The sequence below is a fragment of the Ruegeria sp. BG7 genome (assembly GCF_056535685.1).
The window spans coordinates 2,794,182-2,814,659 of the sequence record NZ_JBQFIU010000001.1 but is presented as its reverse complement, the minus strand read 5'-3'; the positions used below and the strand labels follow the sequence as shown (position 1 = coordinate 2,814,659).

Sequence of the window (20,478 nt, the reverse complement as noted above, 5' to 3'; positions counted from 1 at the left end):
GGCCAAAGCTCATGCGTCGTCTATTACGAGTGTTCATCTTTATCGCCGTTCTGTGGAGCGCATATTGGTTCATTGCCGGATATGGGTTGCGCAATGCCATCACCGGTTGGTTTGATCAGCAGCAAGAGCTGGGCTGGCAAGCGGACTTCTCGGACGCTGCCACGGCGGGTTATCCGACCCACCACACGACACGGTTGAACAATCCAGCCCTTGCCGACCCAGTAACGGGCACCGCCTGGAGCGCAGATTGGGTTGAATTTGAAAGCCCCGCGATCTGGCCCGGACGTCAGATCCTGCGCTTTGCCGATACACCGCAGCGCCTGTCTTACTTTGACCAGACCGCAACGATCGAGGCAGACGCGCTGCAGGCGCACTTGCAATTGCGGCCCGGCGTTGCGCTGGTTTTGGAAAAAATGGCACTGACAGCAGGCCCCTGGTCCATCACCGAGAACGCGCAGGCGTTGGCCGCAGGCGGAACGCTGGAACTGCTGATGGAACAAACCGCAACGCCCGAGGCTTATAGCATGGTTGTTCGCGTGGATGGCTTCACGCCCGGTGATGACCTGCGCAACCTTATGGAAACCGCCACTTCGCTGCCGCAGTCCTTCGATACGCTGGAATTGGATATGGTGGCAGCATTCGACAAGCCCTGGGACCGGTCTGCGCTGGAACAGGGTCGTCCTCAGCCGGTCAGGATCGATCTAAAGCTCGCCGAGGCCAAGTGGGGTGGGCTCAGGTTGTTTGCGACCGGTGCACTGGATGTGGATGCGCAAGGAATCCCAACAGGAGAGATAGCGGTCAAAGCGGAAAATTGGCGGGACATGATCGCCATGGCAAATGCAGCGGGTGCCCTGCCGGATCAGGCCGTCGATCCGGTTACGCGCGCGCTCAACTTTATGGCTGGGCTAGGTGGGAACCCGAATGCACTGGACTTGCGGTTAAACTTCCGCGACGGGTTTGTGGCACTTGGACCTTTGCCCTTGGGACCTGCCCCTCGCCTGATCCTGCGTTAGCGACAATAAGGTCCGCTGCGATAGCGGGCCGTGTCCAGATGGAAATGATCCCGGTGATAGCGGTCTGAATTGGGACCCAGAACGGTGCCAAATGGCCCACACGCGCCGCGCCAGATTTTCTTGAGTTGTTTCTGCGAGGGGTTCTTGCGCCAACCGTTCAGAACGGTCACTACCTCTCCATCTGCCATTTTGAACCCAGATATATCGATCGCGCGCCCCTTGCCATGCTCAGAAATCCGCGCGCCTTTTCGATTGTTACGCGTCCGACAAGCGTAATGGGCAGCCACTTGCAATTCGATCACAGGGCCACGACGCTTGAAGGTAGGCTTGACCGTTTTGTCGACCCATTTGTTCAGCGCAATCGCGGTGCCGCAATCCATTGTCGAAGGACGGCTGAGCACGACGCCCGAAACCGAAGTGATCTGAACTGCATCTTTAACGCCACAAGCTGAGCTTTTTTTGCCGACCCGACCCACGGGTTTGCCCTGAATTGCGATGTCACCGCAAACTGAGCTTTTCCGCAGCTTGCGCTTTTTGAACAGCACCTCTTGTTCCAGCCATTTGGGGCGCATCAAGGGTCTGAGCGGCACATCCGACGGGCGTATTGCGGCGGCTGTGACCTGCGGCGCGATCGGGCGAGGCATCGGCCGCACTGTGGGTTGAGAAGCGGCTGTCAATGCGGTCTGGTCCGACGCCGGGCGCGTCAAAGGCACAAGGGATTGTTCCAAAGGCGCAGCCCGTGACGTCATAGCCGCAGCGGCCAAAACCCCGATCAGAACGTGCCTCCAGCCTAGCTTCATGAACCCGCTTTCCCTCGTCCGAAGTCCGGAGCATCCGTGTCCTGCCCCGCATCGATAATGCCGCGACGAATAGCACGGGTGCGGGTGAAGTAGTCAAACAAATGCTCTCCGTCGCCGGTCCGGATGGCCCGTTGCAGAGCAAACAGCTCTTCGGTGAAGCGGCCCAGAATTTCCAGCGTCGCATCCTTGTTGGACAGGAAAACATCCCGCCACATGGTCGGGTCGGATGCTGCGATGCGGGTGAAGTCCCGGAAACCAGCGGCCGAATATTTGATGACTTCACTGTCGGTTACGCGTCGCAGATCGTCTGCAACACCAACCATTGTATAGGCAATCAGGTGCGGCGCATGAGAGGTCACGGCCAACACCAGATCATGGTGATCGGCGTCCATCTCATCGACATTTGACCCCATGCCTTCCCACAACGCACGTAGGCGGGCAATCGCCTCGGGGTTCGAGTTCTCGACCGGGACCAGCAGACACCAGCGGTTGTCAAATAGTTCTGCAAAGCCAGATTCCGGGCCGGAATGTTCGGTCCCTGCCAACGGGTGTGCCGGGATAAAATGCACGGCTTCGGGGATGTGCGGCTGCACAGCGTCGATCACGTGGCGCTTGACCGATCCGACATCCGATACTGTCGCGCCGGGTTTCAAAACGGGTGCAATTTCTTCTGCGACAGCCCCCATCGCCCCGACCGGGACACAGAGTACAACCAGATCGGCGCCCTCAACTGCCTCTTGCACGGTATCGCACACGCGGTCGCAAAGTCCGATCCTGCGCGCAGTGTCCCGCGTGGCCTCGGACCGGGCATAGCCTGTGACTTCACCGGCCAGCCCTGCCCTTTTGATGGCCCAGAACATGGACGAAGCAATCAGGCCCAGCCCGATCAGCGCAACACGGTCGTAAATCTGGCTCATGCTGCGCCCTTCTTAAATGCAGTGATCGCCGCAACCACTCGGCGGCAGGCTTCTTCGTCGCCGACGGTGATCCGCAAGGCGTTCGGCAGGTTGTAGCCCGCAACCCGGCGGACAATCAAACCCTGCGTTTTGAGGTAGTCGTCGCAGGCTTCTGCCTCGGCCTGATCAGCAAACCGTGCAAGGATGAAATTGGTGCAGGACGGGTCAGAGGGCACGTCGATCTTGGCAAGTTCCTCTGCCAACCACACACGCAGACGTGCGTTCTCCGATTGGCAAAAGGACAGAAACTCGACATCGTTCACCGCAGCCTCAGCCGCAGCCAAAGCAGTGAGTGACAGGTTGAATGGCTGGCGCACCCGGTTCAGCACATCGATAATTGATTGGTGCGCATAGCCCCAGCCAACCCGCATTCCACCCAGCCCGTAAACTTTGGAAAAAGTCCGGGTCATGATGACATTCTCATAGGCGTCCACAAGCGATGCACCGCCGTCGAACCCATCCACAAACTCGGCATAGGCCCCGTCCAGAACCATCAGGCATGTGTCAGGCAGCCCCTGTGCAAGCCGTTCCAGTTCGTCATTCGAGATCATGGTCGAGGTCGGATTGCCCGGGTTGGTAACAAACACGATCCGCGTCTGCCCTGTCACTGCCGACAAAATGGCATCCACATCCACCTTGCGGTCGCGCTCGGCCACCATGACCGGCGTCGCGCCCGCCATGCGGGCGATGATTGGGTACATCGAAAACCCGTGCTCGGTATATACCACCTCATCCCCCGGCCCCGCATAGGCCTGAGCGATGAATTGCAGCACCTCGTCGCTGCCGACCCCGCAGATGATCCGCGCCGGATCCAGCCCGTGGCGCGCGCCGATGGCCGCGCGCAGGCTTGCATGATCCGTGCTTGGATAGCGGTGCAAAGTTGCGGCGCTGTCGCGTACCGCCTCAATCGCCTTGGGGCTTGGCCCAAACGGGTTTTCGTTCGAGCTCAGCTTGATCACGTGCTCCACCCCGGCCACATGCGACTGGCCGCCCTGATACAGCGCGATGTCCATAATGCCGGGTTGTGGGGTGATCTTGGTCATTGAGAGGCTCCGTTGAATGGGCCTCTCATACCTGTCTCAACGGGTTGAGAAAAGCGGCAATTCCATCATGCGGCTTTGAAGCGCGCGGTCGCCGGGTCGGCATCGTAATACGGCGCAAATTCTTCGGTCCGACGGGACAGGTCATTAACGCTGTCGATGATGAACTGAACCGTTTCCTCGCTCATCAGATACGAGAAATTCAGCCGTACCCAGCCGGGCTTCTTCATCTCTTCCCCCGCAGACAAGGCCGCGTGCAACGCCTCTGAAGCTTTACGATCAATACCCAGCAAGCGATGCGCGTATGGCCCTGCGCAGGCACAGCCACCGCGCGCCTGAATCCCATAGATGTCGCTGAGCATCCGGGTGAACAGCTGCTGATGCACCGGTTGTCCAGCATTGTCGCGAACAAGGAACGAGAAGATCGGCAAGCGATGCGGGTTATCGACCCCAAGCAAAGTCAGGTGCGGGTTGTCCTGCCAACCTTCCAGAGCCATCTGGTTGAACTGCGCCTCGCGCTCGGCAATTTCCTTTGTTCCAATCACATCCTTCACGATGAACGCCAGCGCCGCACGGATGTCTCCGATCACATTCGGCGTTCCGGCCTCTTCCCGCGTTGACAGATCGGCGCTGTAATCGTGGCGCCAGGGTGATACAAAACTGACGGTGCCGCCACCGGGCCAGCTTGGGCAATCCCGCTGCGCAGCAGTTTGGTTTACGACCAAAACACCCGATGCGCCCGGACCACCCGGGAACTTGTGTGGCGACACCACAATCGCATCCTTACGGGCATCAGCTGGCCCCATATCCATCGGCAGATACGGCCCACCGCCGGCATAGTCCCAAACGGCCAAAGCCCCATGTGCCTTGAGCAAGCGCGTTACGGGATCAGGGTCGGTTATGATGCCGGTCACGTTAGACGCCGCTGAGAATGACCCGATTAACAGATCGGCATCTGCATGAGCCTCAAGAGCAGATTCCAGCGCTTGCAAATCCACACCCCCACTTTCGTCTTCAGGGATTTCGATGACCTGCGCCTTGCTCTCGCGCCATGGCAGAATGTTTGAATGGTGTTCGTAAGGTCCGATTAAAACAACCGGCTGGTCAGCCTCTTCCACTCCCATCAAACTGACCAACCGGTTGAGCCCCGCCGTGGCACCGGACCCGGTGAAGATCACCGCGTCTTCTCCCCTCGCACCAATAAGGCGGGCTATCTCATTGCGCGCCTCGCGACGCAGACGTGTCATGTAAGAACCGCAGTAGGAGGCCTCGGTATGGCTGTTCGCGTAGAACGGCAACACATGCTGCGCGACATAGTCTTCCACTTGGCGCAATGCACGGCCCGAAGCGACGTAATCCGCATAGACAAGCGGTACGTCCCCAAGCAGACCCGGGATCAGAACATTTTCTCCGATCAACCCATCGCGCAGGTTGGAATTGTGAGTGGTCGAACAAAGATCCGCACGAAATTTGGACAGGGTCATGGCATGGGCTCCTAACTGCCCAACCAATGTGATTTATTCGCACCGGGGAAACTTCACCTATCTTTGCGTAGATTTCGAAACTTTTGTGTCATATGATCAAGTATGGGTTCAAAATTAGATCAAATTGACACGCGCATTCTGAAAGAACTGCAAAAGGACGCCACCCTATCCCAACGGGAATTGGCAGATCGCGTTGGTCTTTCTCAAAATGCCTGCTGGCGGCGATTGAAGGCCCTCAACGAAGATGGCGTCCTGATTGGATCCACCGCTCGTATCGCGCGCGAGAAACTAGGGCTGAGCTTAGTGGTCTTTGTCATGCTGCGCACGCGGCATCATTCGGCCGAATGGCTTCAGGCGTTTCGCAGCCATGTTCTGACAATCCCAGAAGTCGTGGATTTTCACCGTATTGGCGGCGATTACGATTACCAGTTGAAAGTCGTCACTGAAGATATGGCGTCTTACGACAAGGTCTACCAACGCCTGATCGAAAAGGTCGAACTGGACAGTGTGACCTCGTATTTCGCGATGGAAGCGATCGCCGAAGGGCGACCGCTGCCGATCTAGACCTCAGGCCAGCCCGAGCATCGTTTTCATTCCACCGATGAAGGTTGCATCGTCCAGCGCCTTACGGTTGTCGAGATATTCGACCGCATCTTCGCCCGCGCGATACCGCAAGGTGTCAGTCCCATCGGTCACCGCTTCCCAGATCACGTCGGCCACAACGCTGGGTGGTGAGGTGCGCGATGCCATCTCTTCAGAGCCCCAGGTGCCGAACAGGGCCTGAACCACCGGCTGGTATTCCGTCATACTTTCATCATTAACGAAATCAAACGAGCGGCCGCCGAAATCTGTGGCGATCAGCCCGGGCTCGACAATCTTGACCTTGATGCCAGCCGCAGCGAGTTCGTAGTGCAGCGACTCTGATAGACCTTCGACTGCGAACTTCGTGCCGTGATACAGCGCCCCAAGCGGGAAGGTGATCTGACCGCCGATGGAAGAAATGTTCACAATGCAGCCAGAGCCGTTCGCCCGCATATGCGGCAATACCGCTTTGGTTACGGCCAGCAGACCGATGACGTTGGTGTCGAATTGCCGACGAATGCGGTCCAACGGGAACGCCTCCAACGGCCCATAGGCCCCATACCCCGCATTGTTCAGCAGAACATCGATCTGGCCGAACCGCGCGATCCCTTCTGCAACGGCCGCTGTGATTGAGGCTTCGTCGGTTACGTCCAGACGCGTAACCAGAACGTTTTCCAGTTGCGATAGCTCGGTTTCCTTTTCCGGGCTGCGCATGGTGGCAATGACGTTCCAACCTTGCTTTTGAAACCGTAGAGCCGTGACTTTGCCGATACCAGACGACGCGCCGGTGATGAGGATGGTCTGTGCCATGATCTTTCTCCGAAGTGATTAGCCTGCCCGAGACATATGCTGTTCTTCCATTCCGCGCCTGCCAAATTCTCCGCATTACTTGCCTAATTCTCCAGCTTTTCGGAATTCTACTGGCCGCCAAGTTTTCCGCTAAATATACTAAGCACATGAGAAAGACCAAACTGAGTCAATCCGAACTGATCACGGAAATCTGCAATTTTGTGGCAAAAGAAGCAGAAGACGCGCCATTTTACCCGACTGCGCTCGAAGGCTTTGCGCTTCTGCACGACGTTAAAACCAAGTCCATCGACGCGCAGGTTTATGAACCTATTGTCTGCCTGGTTCTACAAGGGCAGAAAGAAACACGTATTGGCAATCGGCTTATCCATTTCGGAGCCGGGGACTCCCTGATCGTCAGCCATTCAGTTCCCGTCATGGCAGCCGTAACTGAAGCCAGCCGTCAGGCACCCTATGTCGGCCTCGTTCTTTCACTCGATCTGTCCACCTTGCGCAGCCTATATGATGAGGTCGGATCCACTCCCGGAAAAATTGAAGCGGCGCATAGCCTGGCGGCATCCCAAGCCTCACCAGATCTGATCGATGCTATGACCCGCCTGTTTCGTGCCAGCCAGAGCCCGATCGAGGCAAAGGTTCTGGCCCCGATGATCAGCCGTGAGATCCATTACAGGTTGCTACAGGCCGATCACGGCGGAATGCTGCGGCAAATGCTATGGCGTGACAGTGCAGCCAGCCGGATCGCGCGGGTCATTGACGTTATCCAAACGGATTTCAAAACCTCACTGCCCGTGTCCGAGCTTGCGCAAATTGCCGGCATGAGCGTTTCCGCCTTTCACACGCATTTCAAAGAGGTGACCGCCAGATCACCACTGCAATACCAAAAAGAACTCAGATTGCTGGAGGCGCGCCGCCTACTGTCTCATGGATCGCTCAGTGTTTCGCAAGCGGCCTTTGACGTGGGGTATGAAAGCCCGACCCAATTCAGCCGCGAGTACTCCCGCAAATTTGGAGTTTCTCCACGGCAAGACCTTGGAGCGCAAAGCGCGGCATAAAAAAGGCCGCGCAACTTGCGCGGCCTCGAAATTCTTGGTGTCGGCGAAGATTAGTTCTTCGCGTAGAATTCGACGACCAGGTTCGGTTCCATCATCACCGGATAAGGCACATCGCTCAGGCCCGGTGCGCGGACGAAAGTCGCGGTCATTTTCGAGTGGTCAGCGTCGATGTAATCGGGCACGTCACGCTCGGCCAGAGCAGCAGCTTCCAAAACGATGGCCAGTTGCTTGGACTTGTCACGCACTTCGATCACGTCGCCTTCTTTGACGCGGTAGCTGGGGATGTTAACCCGCTTACCGTTCACTTTGACGTGGCCGTGGTTCACGAATTGACGTGCAGCAAAAACGGTCGGAACGAACTTGGCGCGGTAGACAACGGCGTCCAGGCGGCGCTCCAGCAGACCGATCAGGTTTTCACCGGTGTCGCCTTTGACACGCTCGGCTTCGGCATAAATGCGGCGGAACTGCTTCTCGGTCAGGTCGCCATAGTAGCCTTTCAGCTTCTGCTTGGCGCGCAGCTGCAGACCGAAGTCCGACAGTTTGCCCTTGCGGCGCTGGCCGTGCTGGCCGGGGCCGTATTCACGACGGTTGATCGGGGATTTCGGACGACCCCAGATGTTTTCGCCCATCCGGCGGTCGATTTTGTACTTGGCAGACGTGCGTTTGGTCACGGCTGATCTCCTTCGTCTTGAACGAAGCCCTAAAGGGCCACTATGAAGGGCGTTGTCCTCTTGAGGTTTCCCCCATGACAGGCATCCCCTTGCGGGGGCCACCAACACCAATGAAGCCGCGCTTATATCCGCAGAGTTCACAGAGTCAATAAGCGAAATCAGAAAGGGATGTAGCTAAGTGCAAACGCATCGAAAGAGTGCGGCCCGTAACCCGCCAGCGGAAAGCCGGGTAGCGATTGGGCTTAGGTCTGCCGCGATGCGGCCTGACGTGGAAAGCTTACAACTGTCGAGTCATAAGTAGGCTGAGCAAATGTTGATGCAGCGAAGTCATTTACTTCGCTGACCCAAAATGCCTGATCCCGTGGCGGACATCCGTCGACAAACACAAATGTCGGGTCAATTTCGCCCTCTTGTACGACCAGATCCGCTCTGAACCGCTGTGCACCGTTGGTCAACACGACTGAGCCGCACACCTCTCCGGTAACATCACGAACAACTGCGAACCGATCCTTTGTCACAGATGTAATCGCACCTGCACTGCCGGATCGCTCAATTGCCTGCTCGACGTCATTATTCAGGAAAACGGCCTGACCCCGCCAGGACCACGCTGCTCCAACGACCAGAAACGCCCAAGGCGGCGCTTCGAGCTCATCAAGCTCTGTCTGCTTCCATGAAATGGCTATTTGACCGTTTGCACCGGCTCTCATCTGCCCACTCGCACTTTTTACCACCCCAACACTAATCCAACGCTTATCAGCACAAATTTCGGCGGAAAAGAGACGGAATTGCAGCATTCACGAGAATGTTGCATATGTGAATCACAACCCTGTGAAGTGCACCCAAAGTTTTGCTGCAGCGTCAAAGGCTTCATGACAAATTCCCTTTGCAAGCCGAATTGCATAGATGTTTCCAGCAAGTATCCAATTGATACCCGAGACTCCGGAAAAAGCTGATCCACGCGCGCGCGGCAAGCGACATCACAAAAACCGAAGCGACCTACAAGACTGCGCTGGAATGGCCTAAATCTATTCTAACGATGATCGTTTTGGAGAAGGTGCATGCGGAACTGGCTCAGGTATGCAATAATGGCCGCGCTGGCCTTTGCAACGCAACCCTCGGTCGCGGCATCCGGAATTGCGCTTGAATGGTCTGACCTTCCCGCCCCCTCCGCGCAGGTGTTTGAAGACCCTTTTCGCGACCTCAGCGCCGAACAGATGGACGACCTACAGTTTGCCGTACGCTTACGGGTCAGGTTGCAACAGAATGCCGGCAGCGCCGAAGAACGCGCCAAATGGCAAGAGTTGCTGAACGAGACAGAAACCGCGCTGGCCCAAGATCAGATAGACGTCGACTGGATGCTGAACCAGCGCGAGGCTGTCATCCAGAGGCGCACAGTTGCGGGAACAGCCGGCAACCCATTGCATGATGGTCAAACCATCACACTGGACGGTTTTGCGATTCCCGCGCCACCAGATGCAGATGGTCATCCTGTCGCTTATCTGGTGCCCGAGCCAGGAATGTGTAGCCACAGGCCCCCGCCACCGCCAAACCAGATGATCCGCGTGCTGCTGAACGGCGACTGGGCACCGACCTACTACCATGAACCGGTACGTTTGACTGGGGTGCTGTCGATTGCACCCACAGAAGAGCAGATGGTGGTCGTGGATGGCCTGATGCCGATGCGCGCGACGTTTCTGCTGGAAGTTGATCAGGTCTATCCACTGGCCTCACCTGAAGAAAATCCGGAATGGAACCAAACCCTGCTGGATCGTATCCGCGCGGCGGATCATCGTAAGACCGGAGGCTTGGGGTCAGTCGACTGATTAACGGTACAAGCCTTAAGGAAGCCCCTTTGCCGCGCTTTTCTGTTTCGGTGTTAAATGCCCGCAACTTCGATAAAGAGAAACCGACAGGGTCCCGAACGAACCCTGCCGAATCGTCGTAGATCACTTCAAAGGTAAGCAGATCTCGGTCAGCAAATCCTCGGGCGCTGTATCGCGCGGATCGTTGAGGTAAATCTCGTAGCAAGGTTGATCCGCAGGTTCTTCACCAGACTCCGGCAGCCAATTGCCGAACAGGCTGTGATAGGCCGCCGCGATCCCTGAATATGGCCCTTTGTAGGTCAGCACAGCCGTCTTGCCGCCCGGAATCGATAGTTCGTCCAGGCCTTCAGGGGTGTTTTCACCCCGGAACTCAGCCCCTGCATAGCTGCGCAGTTGATCTTCTGGCACGTCATCGGGGCTATCAAAATACAACGCAAGCACAGGCCCAATCTGCGGCCATAGCTGACGGGATTCGCACATGGCCCCAAACGCTTCAAAGCTTTTGCCGATCTCGGAATAGGCCCCTTTATGCGGCAGCGCGACAACACGGCGGGCGGGTTCAGTACGTGTGGTAACAGGATGCATCGGATATCCTCCGGTTTTGAAATCAGGATGAGCGGGAAGAAATTGACCCGCCTTGCGAAAGGCAGCGGGACTGCTGCCATAAGCCTCGGAAAAGGCGCGCGCAAAGGAACTTGGATTGGGATACCCGACAGATAACGCGATATCAGAAATCGCTTTATCTGACTGTACCAGCCATGTGGCCGCACGGTGCAAGCGCACACGGCGCACCGCCTGTGCACAGGTTTCGCCGGTCAGGGCGCGAAACACCCGGTGCCAGTGAAACCGTGACATCGCCGCCACGTCAGCAAGCGCATCCAAAGACAAGTCCCCGGCGGGGTTGTCATGGATATACGCCAGTACGCGCAACACGCGGTCTTCATAGCTGGTGGGCATCCGTGTCGTTCCTTCTTGCTGCCAATCCGTAGTCGCATATCCCGAGCCCACAAATCTTGCTGAGTTGCATCCCGGCGAACGTCAGGTCATATAGCAAAGAACTTCCGCGTTGAGAGGCGTCATGACCCAGTATCTGGATTTCGAAAAACCGCTGGCCGAGATCGAAGGCAAAGCTGAAGAGCTGCGCGCGCTGGCCCGCGCAAACGAAGAAATGGACGTGGCCGAAGAAGCGGCCGCTTTGGACACCAAAGCCTCCAAGTTGCTGGACGAGCTTTATGCCGATCTGACCCCCTGGCGGAAATGCCAGGTGGCGCGTCATCCGGAACGTCCGCATTGCAACGACTATGTGGATGCGCTGTTCACTGAATTCACACCGCTGGCAGGAGACCGCAACTTCGCCGACGATCTGGCCGTGATTGGTGGCCTGGCACGATTCAACGATCAGCCGGTGATGGTGATTGGACACGAAAAAGGCTCGGACACCAAATCGCGGATTGAGCGTAATTTTGGCATGGCCCGACCAGAAGGGTATCGCAAGGCCGTTCGCCTGATGGAGATGGCCGGACGTTTTGGACTGCCGGTCATCACCTTGATCGATACTGCCGGCGCCTACCCCGGCAAAGGGGCCGAGGAACGTGGCCAGTCAGAAGCCATCGCGCGTTCGACTGAGATGTGCCTGAAGATCGGCGTGCCTTTGGTCTCGGTCATCATTGGTGAAGGTGGGTCAGGCGGCGCTGTGGCCTTTGCGACAGCAAACCGCGTCGCAATGTTGGAACACTCGGTCTATTCGGTGATCTCGCCCGAAGGCTGCGCATCGATCTTGTGGAAAGACGCAGAAAAGATGCGCGAAGCGGCCGAAGCGCTGCGTCTGACCGCGCAGGACCTTTATAAGCTGGGCGTGTGCGACCGGATCATCACCGAGCCTAAAGGCGGCGCGCATCGCAACCGCCCGGCAGCCGTGGAAGCCGTACGCTCGGCCATCACCGCCATGCTGCAAGAGCTGGACGGCAAAGATGCAGCGGCCCTGATTCAGGACCGCCGTCAGAAATTCCTGGATATCGGTTCAAAAGGGCTGGCGGCGTAACCGTCAGCCGCCCAAGCGGCGCAGCAAACCAATCGAAGGTTCACCCGTGACAGGCAAGCCATTTGCGCTTTGATAAGCGCTGATGGCGGATGTGGTATTCTTGCCGATCACCCCATCTGCGCCTTTGGTGTCATACCCGGCGGATGTCAGCTGGCGTTGCAACTCTTTACGGTCCTCCAACGTCAGACCATTTGCGTCCGGTCCGAACGAGGCCTGAAACGGCGCGCCACCTGCGATCCTGTCTGCCAGATGGCCCACACCAATCGCGTAGCTGTCCGAGTTGTTATAGCGCTTGATCACTTGAAAATTGCGGAACACAGCAATACGAGGCCCCGGTGTCTGAGGTTGCAACACAGCGACGGGTGTGCCGGACACGGTCCCAGCTTCTCCACCCCAAGGTTGACCCCGCACCCAACCGGCGCGCGCCAGATACGACGCCGTAGAAGCCAGCGAGTCCGTCGGATCTTCGGACCAGATATCGCGCCGCCCGTCACCGGTGAAATCCACCGCATAGGCAAGGTATGAGGTCGGAATGAACTGCGTATGCCCCATTGCCCCGGCCCAGCTGCCAGTCATGTTAGCGGGTGTTGTGTCGCCCTCTTGCAGAATGCGCAGCGCCGCGACCAGTTGCTTTTCAAAAAACGCGCCGCGCCGTCCGTCATAGGCCAGCGTCGAAGTGGCTGAGATCACGGGCACATCGCCGCGACGCGCACCATAGCGACTTTCCAGACCCCACACGGCCACGACAACTTCCTTGTCCACGCCATACTGCGCTTCGATCTGCGACAGGGTACCGTTATACTGTCGAAGCATCTTTTGACCGGTTTCAATCCGTTCATCCGATGCAGCAATGGCTAGATAATCCTCGAGCGAGCGCTTGAATTCGACCTGGTTGCGGTCGCGTTCGATTACGTCGGGCAGATACCCTGCCCCGCGGAATGCCTGATCAAGTGTGGTCTGTGAAATTCCTTGCGAAGACGCGCGGGTCTTGAACCCGGCAACCCAGGCGTCCCAACCAGCGTTTGGAACCGCCCGCATGCGCGATGCAGGGGCGCTTGACGGAGCACTGCCGCCCGAACAGGCAGCCAATAGCGATGATCCAAGGCAAATAGAAAAGGCACGGCGTGTAATCATGGTTGGGGTCTGCTCTTGTTTGTGATTTGGCACAAGCGTACCTCAGCAGAACCCCACAAGCCAGAAGCGTGATGCCGTGAATGGGCAGCATTGTGATGTCGGCGGGAAGCCGCTCAGCTTACCAGCAAACGCAACCCCTGCGTTACATCCGAGCGTACCGCCAGCCGCAAACCGGGCTCGTCCCCGGCCTTTAGCGCAGCAATGATCAGCTTGTGATAATGCGGGGGCTCGGTCCGCCGTAGACGCCCATACAACGCCCGCATTGTTGGTCCCAATTGCAACCAGACCGTTTCAGCAATGGCCAGCATCGCAGGCGCTTGTGCGCGCAGATACAATGTGCGGTGAAACTCCAGATTCGACCGAATATAGCCAACCGCATCCCGCTTGGTCACCATTTCAGCAACGGTCATATTGATGCTCTGCAACCTATCAATCAGTGCGATATGCGCGCGAGGCAATGCCCGGCTGGCCAACTCGACCTCTAGCAGCGCACGCAACGCCGCCAACTCCTCGATCCGGTCATTTGTCAGCTCAGGGGTCGAAACGCGGCCCGAGGTCGACAGGAACAGCGCACCTTCAGCAGCCAGACGGCGTACCGCCTCGCGCGCTGGCGTCATCGAGACGCCGAACTCCTTCCCAATGCCGCGCAAGGTCAGAGCCTGACCCGGTGCCATCTCACCATGCATGATTCTGGATCGCAGAGCCCGGTACACCCGGTCATGTGTGGCAGTTTGGGTTTCGGAAGAGCGCGCGCTTATCATCCACTTATGTGATCACAAAATGGCGCAAGGTCAACTCGGATCAGCGTCAAACCTGTAGCGATGCAATTCGGCACCATTATCGCGCAACCAGCGGCGAGGTTTCTGATACGGGCCAAAGATCTTCTCGACCTGTTCCCAAAACGCGCGCGAATGATTCATCTCAGCCAAATGCGCCACTTCATGGGCCGCCACGTAATGCAACACTTCAGGCGGTGCCAGTATAAGACGCCACGAGAACATCAAGCCACCGTGCGAGCTGCAGGATCCCCAGCGGGACCGCGTGTCGCGCAGGCTGAGCGTTGTATACGGGCGTCCAAGCATCGCAGCATAGTCATCACACGCACCGGACAAACGGTCTCGGGCCAGCTCCTTGAGAAACCGGGCCAATCGCCGCGCCTCGGCACCTTCAGGAACCTCGACTTCATGTGCCTGAAGCAACACGCGACGACCAGTTGCCGGAACGATTCGCCGATCAATGCCTTCAATTGGGATCGTTTGCCCAAACTGAACCCGGGCCATATCCGGCCGATCCTGCAAATGCTGCCGGATCCACTCTTCCTTGGTGCGTGCAAAACTAAGGGCCTCTGTTTCAGGTACTCCGATCGGGTAAGTCAACGTAACCCGCCCATCCAGTTGGGAAATACGCAAACTGATACGCCGCGCCCGGGCCGATTTGCGCAGCCTCAATGGTACCGGCGGCGTCCCTGGCAATGCGTGCTCTCCCATATCGCGACACCTCCTGCGCAAAGACTTTGACAGTACCCGCCAGCTGTGGCACGTGGACTGAATCATTTAGACGACTCACCTGATATCAAGGGGAATTGACATGCCCAAGGAAGAATGGGGCGTAAAGCGCGTTTGCCCGACAACCGGTAAGCGGTTTTACGACCTGAACAAGGACCCGATCATCAGCCCCTACACTGGCGAGATAGTGGAGCTTGAAACATCCAAAAGCCGCATGATCGCGGCGGATGCAGAAGATGCAGCTTCGGTCAAAGCGCGTGAAAACGCGTCGGAAGAAGATCTGGTTCTGGACGATGACGATAATGTCGATGTCGAACTGGATGACGATCTGCTGGACGACGATGATGACAATAGCGATGACGTATCTTTGGACGACATCACCGACATGTCCTCGGAAGACGACAACTGATCAAGCAGAAGGCGGCCCCAAGGGTCGCCTTTTTCATTTGACTTTAGGCCGGCACGGAAAGTTGCTGTGATTTCCATTTTTGGACTTGCACTCGGCGCGTCTGTCTCATAAACGTCCGCTCACCGTGTCGACGGTACCATGATGGGGCCTTAGCTCAGTTGGGAGAGCGCTTGCATGGCATGCAAGAGGTCAGGGGTTCGACTCCCCTAGGCTCCACCAAAACCCTGCACAAAACCAAGCGCTACACCTAGAACCCTTAGCAAGAAGTGCTGGGCGTTGTCATGAACGCTTCTGTGCAGTAGCGTCCAGCACCATGGTCATCCGGCGATACCCATTTGTGCTTTTGGTTAGCTTTCTGGTCATCCTGACCGGCATAGCTGGCGTTGCTCACGCGGTATCAAATGGTTGCGTTGGCCTTCACTGTGAGGAACATAGGCAACATTCTGAACACTCTGCGTTGGTAACGAGCAGCGGTGAGGTCTCGGCTCACAGTCATCATCATGACCCGGAGAGTTCTGGAACCGACGAGTGCAATCCCTTTATTTGCCAGGCAACTGTAGTGCTCCCTCAAGACAGTGAACCCGCTCAAGTTCAACGTGATATTGACCTAGAGCTCCAGGATAGTGCCCAAGCCAAGCTGAATGAACCAGATAGCCCGTACAGGCCCCCTGACGTTTGAAGCAGCGTAAATCCTTGCGGACGTAAGCGACAAGCACGTGCGGCTGTTCGCAATGTCTCGCAGCGTTACCAGCTTACAGAATGTCAGGACCAATCTATGAAAAAAAGATACTTAACAATAGGCCTATGCACCGTCGCTGCTGTCGCCGCTTTCACAACTCTTCGGCCCGGTTCAATCGAAGAGGCCGCACCACAGGAACCACTTGAAGGCGATGCTATGGTCGCAATTCAGATGCCGCCCATCGAGGGTAACGCTGAAATCGGCCAGCGTGTCTTTGAGGTCTCCTGCGCCTCTTGCCATGGTGTCAATGCGGTCGGTGTGGAAGGCGCAGGACCGCCTCTGATCCACAAGATCTACGAACCCAGCCACCACGCGGATGAAGCCTTTCAGAGGGCAGTTTCACAAGGTGTGAGAAGCCACCATTGGCAGTTTGGCGACATGCCGCCCGTGGAAGGTCTGACGCGAGGTGACGTTGCCATGGTGATCGCGTACATTCGTGAAATTCAACGTGCCAACGGGATAAATTGAGGACAGGACCATGAAAAAGTTCATAACACTCGCACTCATGGCTGCCCTTCCCAGCGGCGTACTCGCGCATTCCAAGATCGAAGAAACAACTCCTGCCGACGGAGCCACAATAACCACTGTGCCCGCTGAAATTGGCCTCAACTTCTCTAAGGATATCCGGTTGACACGGATACAGATGGCCCATGAAGAACACTTGGCCGTAAGCCTGGATTTGGGCGACCAGACAAATTTTGGTCAGGAGTTCACGATCCCACTGCCGAGCAATGGAACGGGCACCTATGTCATCGAATGGCGTGGTTTAGGTGAAGACGGCCATGCGATGCAGGGTGAGTTTTCCTTTACCGTGGAATGAGCATGCCAGACATTTGGGGTATTGCCTCGATCCTCGCAAAGCTAGGGCTCTACATCGGCTTTGCGGGGTCCACCGGGCTTGTGATTGTTAGTTACCTCTATTCCGGCTTTGTCGCACCGATAAGCCTCGGGATAAAACGCCAAGCTAGAGCCTTAGCGTGGCTTGCTCTCGCCGCAACGGTTGTTGGTTTCCTGCTTCGTGGAGCCGCCTTAACAGGCGGAGTTGACGGCATGGTCGATCCAGAAATGCTTGGTCTGCTTTGGCAGACATCCGTGGGAGACGCCTTTGTCTACCGCCTTATCGGCGCAGTGTTGATCCTTGTGGGGCTGTCTATTCCTCGCTTTGGTCAATGGATCGCACTGTTGGGTGGCACAGTGGCTTTGTGGTCCTTTGCACAGATCGGGCACGTACCCGAACAAGAGAGTGTTGGCATCCAGCTCTTGCTGCTATTGCACCTGCTATGTGTAGCCTTCTGGGTGGGCATATTTAGCCCGCTGCGGAGTTTGGCTCTCATGCCTGAACATCTGACAGATGCTGCTGGACTGGGGCACAGGTTTGGACAAGCTGCTGCATTGATTGTTCCGACTTTGATCGTGGCAGGTCTCTGGATGGCTTGGTTGCTTGTTGGCAATCTCCAAGGGCTCTTGTTCACTGGCTACGGGCAGGCACTGTTGTTCAAAGTGTTGCTGGTGGGGCTTTTGTTGATACTCGCCGCAGCGAACAAGCTCCGATTTGTTCCGTCCATGCAAAGCGGAGATGCTAAAGCAGCGCGACACCTCGCCCGATCTATCGAGGTGGAGGCAATAGTCGTATTAGTGGTTTTGGCGACAACAGCCACACTCACGAGCGTACTAACGCTTCCGAGTTAAGGTAGGCAGAGATGAAAAAACACCTTTCCGCACTTGCTATATGCTGCATTGGTACCAGCGTCGCTGCAGACCATGAGTTGTTAGATAGAGACCTTGCGAATGGGCATGAACTCTATGCTGAGCACTGCGCCTCATGCCATGGAGTTAATCTGGAAGGCCAACCCAACTGGCAGACACCCGACGATGACGGAGTGTTGCCTGCTCCACCACATGACGTGACAGGGCACACATGGCACCATGATAACCAGCTACTGTTCGAGTACACCAAACTAGGTGGGGCAGAAGCGTTGGCAGCACGCGGTGTTAAAGACTTTAACAGTGGCATGCCCGGCTTTGAAAGCACCCTGAATGACGAAGGCATATGGGACGTGCTGGCCTACATACGCTCCACTTGGCCCGACGAAGTTCAGCAAATGCAAGCCAGCCGCAACCTGCCGCACCAGTAGAAGACTGTAGCTTCTCGCTACCTTAGGCTAACCGCAATGCACGGTTGAGCAATCTCAACTGACTGATTCAGCTTTTTAAGTTAGAACTCAGCTGTCATCGCGGTCTCAACGGCATGGACGCCTATGCCGACAATAATTCCGACAAAGATCAGCCCAACAAATGCGTTCATAACAGCCAAAGCCCGGCTCGCGGACTTTTCCGGCTTAATGTCGCCGTAGCCAACCGTAGTTGCGTTAATGAAGGCATGGTAGAGGCTCGATCCCGTGGACCAGCCTTCGATCCGACCAATCGATACCCCTAGCATGCAAACCAGCACCAATAAAAACACAAGTATCGGTGACAGGTAGATCAGGTCGTAAATGAAAACCGACAGAAACGTGCAAATATAGATGGCGTCGCAACCCATAGCGAAACTCTACCTCTCCGCCTTTCAGGGCCTAGTTGAATACCAATGTCTTAACCGGGAGCAGAATGGCCTGTGCACGCAAGACAATTGCATTTGCTATACCCATGCCATCCACAATCCTTGCGATGAAAGCAGACAGGCCCGTGATCTCACCGGCGTCGATTTCCTTTGCTCGGCTCGTATAAGCAACTCCAACGCACGCGCTACCGGGCGGAATGCTCTCAAGATGCTGTGGGAAAACTGGTGCTAGGAACGCTGTAACTGTACCGGGTCGCGCTCGATCCTGCTGATCCAGCAACGCATCCCCCGGTCGGAATTGCCCTGCAGCAATCGCGTCCTGCACGTCGTCCACAACCATTGGGACTATTGTTAACGGTTTAGACGCACAGGTAATTTCCACCAGCATACCCGGCTTTAGCACACTGGCAGAAATCTGACCGAAAGCCGCAATAAAACGCCCCTGCCCCGTGACCTCGGGCACCAAAATTCCGGCAGGGCGTAGAATTGGATTAACGATGTCACCGGGCTTTAGGAGAAACTGCGTTACCGTTCCGTCCACCTCGGCAAACACGGTGGATTTTGATATCTCGTTCTCGGCCTCTCTCAAAACCGCACGTGCAGTTTCAAGCTGGGCAGGCAAAAGAGTGGTCTGGCGCAATTTGGCGCCATCCAGCGCGGCAATAGCGGACGCGCGCTGACTCTCCGCACCGGATACTGCTGTTTGCAAACGTTCCAGTTCTTGCTCACTGACAACGGTGTTGTTTCGTTCTGCAAGCTCCAGACGCCGCTCCAAATCGCTCGTTGCCTGAGCAAGATCGGCCTCTGTTGCCTCGACCTGCGCGGTAGCGCTCGCGACTTCCGTTGCAGTCAGGCCCAATGCCGCCTCAATCTCTTCAATACGACGCTGAGCCGTTTCCGCTGCTGCCTCCTGCCGTGTGGTGTCCAATCGGAAAATGGCCTCACCAGCATTCACGTCGTCATTATTGGCAACGTAGACTTCCGCGACCCGCCCCGCGCGATCCGACAGAATGGTAACCGTGCGAAACGCAGCAGAGACATTCCGCGTTGAGGGATGGAAATAGAAGATCACCGTGATCAGCGTCACAGCCAGTATTGCACAGGCGGTCAAACCCCACCGCAACTCATACCAGACGTTGAACAGGGTTATTTCGCGGCCCCACCGCTTGCCCTGTTTGTAACGGCGATACAAATAATCCGGGACGATTGTGATCAGCGCAGAGAAGACCAACTCAAGCATCGTCGCTCTCCGAGACGTCTACTTCGGTCTTAAGTGGAAAGATTTCATGCAACGGCACGGCGGCGATCAGAATTGCCGCGATCCAAAAGGCGTTGTTCAGGGTGAAGAGAGAGATCAACCCAAGCACACCGACCAACTGCATTTGGACCTTATGAGCACCTGCTGCCATGCGGTCGGGAATGGCCTGTACGGTAAAGTAGAGTGCACCAAAACCCAGCAGCACCATGACGAGAACCAACCCAACAACGATAAGAAAACCGTCTGTCTCCCCCGGAGGTGTCACCCATAATGGGAGCCTCGCCATCGCCTCGTCAGAAATAGAACTGTTCACCTGTCCCACCCCGCCTTCAAATGATCACGTTCAAATATAACTGATTGAAATCAAAAAAACCAATCTGGTCGAGGCATCTTGTTTCAGGCTTTCATGCCGTGGAAATGCTCGAAGGTTTACCTGCGCTCTCGGAAATCTCATTAGAGAATACTTGATCAACACCCGCAGGATCAAAGACCTGTTGAACTCATAGGTTGCGCAACGGTCTCAACATATTAGCAAAAGTAATTTGAAACCCAGCCACTTTGCTTAATTGGTAAAGGCATCCAAGCGGTTGAGTTGCGAGGCAAA

24 protein-coding genes and 1 tRNA gene are annotated in these 20,478 nt (G+C 56.5%); 11 read left to right on the top strand and 14 right to left on the bottom strand.

Going from position 1 to position 20,478, the window contains the following annotated elements:
• The first annotated feature begins 11 nt into the window (after window positions 1-11).
• Window positions 12-1,013 (top strand): DUF2125 domain-containing protein, encoded by a 1,002-nt coding sequence (locus ACR3EH_RS13985; RefSeq protein ID WP_171186448.1) that lies wholly within the window; start codon window positions 12-14, stop codon window positions 1,011-1,013.
• On the opposite strand, the gene ACR3EH_RS13980 is transcribed toward ACR3EH_RS13985, so the two are convergent.
• From ACR3EH_RS13980 to ACR3EH_RS13965, 4 genes are all read right to left on the bottom strand, one after another.
• Window positions 1,010-1,813: an extensin-like domain-containing protein gene (locus ACR3EH_RS13980; protein ID WP_171186450.1), complete on the bottom strand. Its 804-nt coding sequence runs from the start codon at window positions 1,811-1,813 to the stop codon at window positions 1,010-1,012. The genes ACR3EH_RS13985 and ACR3EH_RS13980 overlap by 4 nt on opposite strands.
• Window positions 1,810-2,730: a prephenate/arogenate dehydrogenase family protein gene (locus ACR3EH_RS13975; RefSeq protein WP_171186452.1), complete on the bottom strand. Its 921-nt coding sequence runs from the start codon at window positions 2,728-2,730 to the stop codon at window positions 1,810-1,812. The genes ACR3EH_RS13980 and ACR3EH_RS13975 overlap by 4 nt, the downstream gene beginning before the upstream one ends.
• Entirely contained in the window at window positions 2,727-3,812 is a 1,086-nt protein-coding gene (gene hisC, locus ACR3EH_RS13970) for a histidinol-phosphate transaminase (protein WP_171186454.1), read from the bottom strand. The genes ACR3EH_RS13975 and hisC overlap by 4 nt, the downstream gene beginning before the upstream one ends.
• A 65-nt stretch (window positions 3,813-3,877) precedes the next feature.
• Window positions 3,878-5,293, bottom strand: a complete 1,416-nt coding sequence (locus ACR3EH_RS13965; protein ID WP_171675636.1) for an aminotransferase class V-fold PLP-dependent enzyme — start codon at window positions 5,291-5,293, stop codon at window positions 3,878-3,880.
• Window positions 5,294-5,395: 102 nt separating this feature from the next.
• Between ACR3EH_RS13965 and ACR3EH_RS13960 the strand changes: the two genes are divergently transcribed.
• The gene (locus ACR3EH_RS13960) at window positions 5,396-5,857 is read left to right on the top strand and encodes an Lrp/AsnC family transcriptional regulator (protein WP_171186458.1); all 462 of its coding nucleotides are present in this window, start codon (window positions 5,396-5,398) and stop codon (window positions 5,855-5,857) included.
• 3 nt (window positions 5,858-5,860) lie between these two features.
• On the opposite strand, the gene ACR3EH_RS13955 is transcribed toward ACR3EH_RS13960, so the two are convergent.
• On the bottom strand, window positions 5,861-6,685 hold the full coding sequence (locus ACR3EH_RS13955; protein ID WP_171186460.1) for an SDR family oxidoreductase: 825 nt from the start codon (window positions 6,683-6,685) through the stop codon (window positions 5,861-5,863).
• Between the two features lie 146 nt (window positions 6,686-6,831).
• Here ACR3EH_RS13955 and ACR3EH_RS13950 point away from each other — a divergent pair, with 146 nt between their 5' ends.
• On the top strand, window positions 6,832-7,734 hold the full coding sequence (locus ACR3EH_RS13950; protein ID WP_216600453.1) for an AraC family transcriptional regulator: 903 nt from the start codon (window positions 6,832-6,834) through the stop codon (window positions 7,732-7,734).
• Between the two features lie 50 nt (window positions 7,735-7,784).
• Here ACR3EH_RS13950 and rpsD read toward each other — a convergent pair whose 3' ends face one another.
• Together rpsD and ACR3EH_RS13940 are read right to left on the bottom strand one after the other, a co-directional pair.
• The gene (gene rpsD / locus ACR3EH_RS13945; protein ID WP_171091779.1) at window positions 7,785-8,405 is read right to left on the bottom strand and encodes a 30S ribosomal protein S4; all 621 of its coding nucleotides are present in this window, start codon (window positions 8,403-8,405) and stop codon (window positions 7,785-7,787) included.
• Between the two features lie 242 nt (window positions 8,406-8,647).
• The gene (locus ACR3EH_RS13940) at window positions 8,648-9,112 is read right to left on the bottom strand and encodes a hypothetical protein (RefSeq protein WP_171186462.1); all 465 of its coding nucleotides are present in this window, start codon (window positions 9,110-9,112) and stop codon (window positions 8,648-8,650) included.
• A 351-nt stretch (window positions 9,113-9,463) separates the two neighbouring features.
• Between ACR3EH_RS13940 and ACR3EH_RS13935 the strand changes: the two genes are divergently transcribed.
• Window positions 9,464-10,228 (top strand): DUF3299 domain-containing protein, encoded by a 765-nt coding sequence (locus ACR3EH_RS13935; RefSeq protein WP_171186464.1) that lies wholly within the window; start codon window positions 9,464-9,466, stop codon window positions 10,226-10,228.
• A gap of 123 nt (window positions 10,229-10,351) precedes the next feature.
• On the opposite strand, the gene ACR3EH_RS13930 is transcribed toward ACR3EH_RS13935, so the two are convergent.
• Window positions 10,352-11,185: an AraC family transcriptional regulator gene (locus ACR3EH_RS13930; protein ID WP_171186466.1), complete on the bottom strand. Its 834-nt coding sequence runs from the start codon at window positions 11,183-11,185 to the stop codon at window positions 10,352-10,354.
• Between the two features lie 121 nt (window positions 11,186-11,306).
• On the opposite strand from ACR3EH_RS13930, the gene ACR3EH_RS13925 reads away from it, so the two are divergent.
• Window positions 11,307-12,269, top strand: a complete 963-nt coding sequence (locus ACR3EH_RS13925; RefSeq protein WP_171186468.1) for an acetyl-CoA carboxylase carboxyltransferase subunit alpha — start codon at window positions 11,307-11,309, stop codon at window positions 12,267-12,269.
• A gap of 3 nt (window positions 12,270-12,272) precedes the next feature.
• Here ACR3EH_RS13925 and ACR3EH_RS13920 read toward each other — a convergent pair whose 3' ends face one another.
• The 3 genes from ACR3EH_RS13920 to ACR3EH_RS13910 form a co-directional block, all read right to left on the bottom strand.
• Entirely contained in the window at window positions 12,273-13,403 is a 1,131-nt protein-coding gene (locus tag ACR3EH_RS13920; protein ID WP_171186471.1) for a lytic murein transglycosylase, read from the bottom strand.
• 113 nt (window positions 13,404-13,516) lie between these two features.
• On the bottom strand, window positions 13,517-14,164 hold the full coding sequence (locus ACR3EH_RS13915) for a GntR family transcriptional regulator (RefSeq protein WP_171091790.1): 648 nt from the start codon (window positions 14,162-14,164) through the stop codon (window positions 13,517-13,519).
• Between the two features lie 30 nt (window positions 14,165-14,194).
• Entirely contained in the window at window positions 14,195-14,890 is a 696-nt protein-coding gene (locus ACR3EH_RS13910; RefSeq protein ID WP_253746610.1) for a M48 family metallopeptidase, read from the bottom strand.
• A gap of 100 nt (window positions 14,891-14,990) precedes the next feature.
• On the opposite strand from ACR3EH_RS13910, the gene ACR3EH_RS13905 reads away from it, so the two are divergent.
• From ACR3EH_RS13905 to ACR3EH_RS13880, 6 genes are all read left to right on the top strand, one after another.
• Window positions 14,991-15,317 carry a TIGR02300 family protein gene (locus tag ACR3EH_RS13905; protein ID WP_171186475.1) on the top strand — a complete coding sequence of 109 codons (327 nt, stop codon included), beginning with the start codon at window positions 14,991-14,993 and terminating at the stop codon, window positions 15,315-15,317.
• A gap of 143 nt (window positions 15,318-15,460) precedes the next feature.
• A tRNA-Ala gene (locus ACR3EH_RS13900) sits at window positions 15,461-15,536 on the top strand.
• 556 nt (window positions 15,537-16,092) lie between these two features.
• On the top strand, window positions 16,093-16,524 hold the full coding sequence (locus ACR3EH_RS13895; protein WP_170787093.1) for a c-type cytochrome: 432 nt from the start codon (window positions 16,093-16,095) through the stop codon (window positions 16,522-16,524).
• Between the two features lie 10 nt (window positions 16,525-16,534).
• Window positions 16,535-16,876, top strand: coding sequence for a copper resistance CopC family protein (locus ACR3EH_RS13890; RefSeq protein ID WP_170787091.1), 342 nt, complete (start codon window positions 16,535-16,537; stop codon window positions 16,874-16,876).
• A gap of 2 nt (window positions 16,877-16,878) precedes the next feature.
• Entirely contained in the window at window positions 16,879-17,745 is an 867-nt protein-coding gene (locus tag ACR3EH_RS13885; RefSeq protein ID WP_171186494.1) for a copper resistance D family protein, read from the top strand.
• 11 nt (window positions 17,746-17,756) lie between these two features.
• The gene (locus ACR3EH_RS13880) at window positions 17,757-18,191 is read left to right on the top strand and encodes a c-type cytochrome (protein WP_171675634.1); all 435 of its coding nucleotides are present in this window, start codon (window positions 17,757-17,759) and stop codon (window positions 18,189-18,191) included.
• Window positions 18,192-18,271: 80 nt separating this feature from the next.
• Here ACR3EH_RS13880 and ACR3EH_RS13875 read toward each other — a convergent pair whose 3' ends face one another.
• From ACR3EH_RS13875 to ACR3EH_RS13865, 3 genes are read right to left on the bottom strand one after another with little or no spacing between them, the layout of a single operon-like run.
• Window positions 18,272-18,598 carry a potassium channel family protein gene (locus tag ACR3EH_RS13875; protein WP_171186498.1) on the bottom strand — a complete coding sequence of 109 codons (327 nt, stop codon included), beginning with the start codon at window positions 18,596-18,598 and terminating at the stop codon, window positions 18,272-18,274.
• 31 nt (window positions 18,599-18,629) lie between these two features.
• Window positions 18,630-19,856: an HlyD family secretion protein gene (locus ACR3EH_RS13870; protein ID WP_171186500.1), complete on the bottom strand. Its 1,227-nt coding sequence runs from the start codon at window positions 19,854-19,856 to the stop codon at window positions 18,630-18,632.
• Window positions 19,849-20,187, bottom strand: coding sequence for a hypothetical protein (locus ACR3EH_RS13865; RefSeq protein WP_171186502.1), 339 nt, complete (start codon window positions 20,185-20,187; stop codon window positions 19,849-19,851). Before ACR3EH_RS13865 ends, ACR3EH_RS13870 begins: the two co-directional genes overlap by 8 nt.
• Window positions 20,188-20,478 lie beyond the last annotated feature (291 nt).

Excerpts from the sequence above, each read along its gene's own strand:
- ACR3EH_RS13985 (WP_171186448.1), top strand. The coding sequence starts at position 12 with ATGCGTCGTCTATTACGAGTGTTCATCTTTATCGCCGTTCTGTGGAGC.
- ACR3EH_RS13980 (WP_171186450.1), bottom strand. The coding sequence starts at position 1,813 with ATGAAGCTAGGCTGGAGGCACGTTCTGATCGGGGTTTTGGCCGCTGCG.
- ACR3EH_RS13975 (WP_171186452.1), bottom strand. The coding sequence starts at position 2,730 with ATGAGCCAGATTTACGACCGTGTTGCGCTGATCGGGCTGGGCCTGATT.
- hisC (WP_171186454.1), bottom strand. The coding sequence starts at position 3,812 with ATGACCAAGATCACCCCACAACCCGGCATTATGGACATCGCGCTGTAT.
- ACR3EH_RS13965 (WP_171675636.1), bottom strand. The coding sequence starts at position 5,293 with ATGACCCTGTCCAAATTTCGTGCGGATCTTTGTTCGACCACTCACAAT.
- ACR3EH_RS13960 (WP_171186458.1), top strand. The coding sequence starts at position 5,396 with ATGGGTTCAAAATTAGATCAAATTGACACGCGCATTCTGAAAGAACTG.
- ACR3EH_RS13955 (WP_171186460.1), bottom strand. The coding sequence starts at position 6,685 with ATGGCACAGACCATCCTCATCACCGGCGCGTCGTCTGGTATCGGCAAA.
- ACR3EH_RS13950 (WP_216600453.1), top strand. The coding sequence starts at position 6,832 with ATGAGAAAGACCAAACTGAGTCAATCCGAACTGATCACGGAAATCTGC.
- ACR3EH_RS13940 (WP_171186462.1), bottom strand. The coding sequence starts at position 9,112 with ATGAGAGCCGGTGCAAACGGTCAAATAGCCATTTCATGGAAGCAGACA.
- ACR3EH_RS13935 (WP_171186464.1), top strand. The coding sequence starts at position 9,464 with ATGCGGAACTGGCTCAGGTATGCAATAATGGCCGCGCTGGCCTTTGCA.
- ACR3EH_RS13930 (WP_171186466.1), bottom strand. The coding sequence starts at position 11,185 with ATGCCCACCAGCTATGAAGACCGCGTGTTGCGCGTACTGGCGTATATC.
- ACR3EH_RS13925 (WP_171186468.1), top strand. The coding sequence starts at position 11,307 with ATGACCCAGTATCTGGATTTCGAAAAACCGCTGGCCGAGATCGAAGGC.
- ACR3EH_RS13920 (WP_171186471.1), bottom strand. The coding sequence starts at position 13,403 with ATGATTACACGCCGTGCCTTTTCTATTTGCCTTGGATCATCGCTATTG.
- ACR3EH_RS13915 (WP_171091790.1), bottom strand. The coding sequence starts at position 14,164 with ATGATAAGCGCGCGCTCTTCCGAAACCCAAACTGCCACACATGACCGG.
- ACR3EH_RS13910 (WP_253746610.1), bottom strand. The coding sequence starts at position 14,890 with ATGGGAGAGCACGCATTGCCAGGGACGCCGCCGGTACCATTGAGGCTG.
- ACR3EH_RS13905 (WP_171186475.1), top strand. The coding sequence starts at position 14,991 with ATGCCCAAGGAAGAATGGGGCGTAAAGCGCGTTTGCCCGACAACCGGT.
- ACR3EH_RS13895 (WP_170787093.1), top strand. The coding sequence starts at position 16,093 with ATGAAAAAAAGATACTTAACAATAGGCCTATGCACCGTCGCTGCTGTC.
- ACR3EH_RS13890 (WP_170787091.1), top strand. The coding sequence starts at position 16,535 with ATGAAAAAGTTCATAACACTCGCACTCATGGCTGCCCTTCCCAGCGGC.
- ACR3EH_RS13885 (WP_171186494.1), top strand. The coding sequence starts at position 16,879 with ATGCCAGACATTTGGGGTATTGCCTCGATCCTCGCAAAGCTAGGGCTC.
- ACR3EH_RS13880 (WP_171675634.1), top strand. The coding sequence starts at position 17,757 with ATGAAAAAACACCTTTCCGCACTTGCTATATGCTGCATTGGTACCAGC.
- ACR3EH_RS13875 (WP_171186498.1), bottom strand. The coding sequence starts at position 18,598 with ATGGGTTGCGACGCCATCTATATTTGCACGTTTCTGTCGGTTTTCATT.
- ACR3EH_RS13870 (WP_171186500.1), bottom strand. The coding sequence starts at position 19,856 with ATGCTTGAGTTGGTCTTCTCTGCGCTGATCACAATCGTCCCGGATTAT.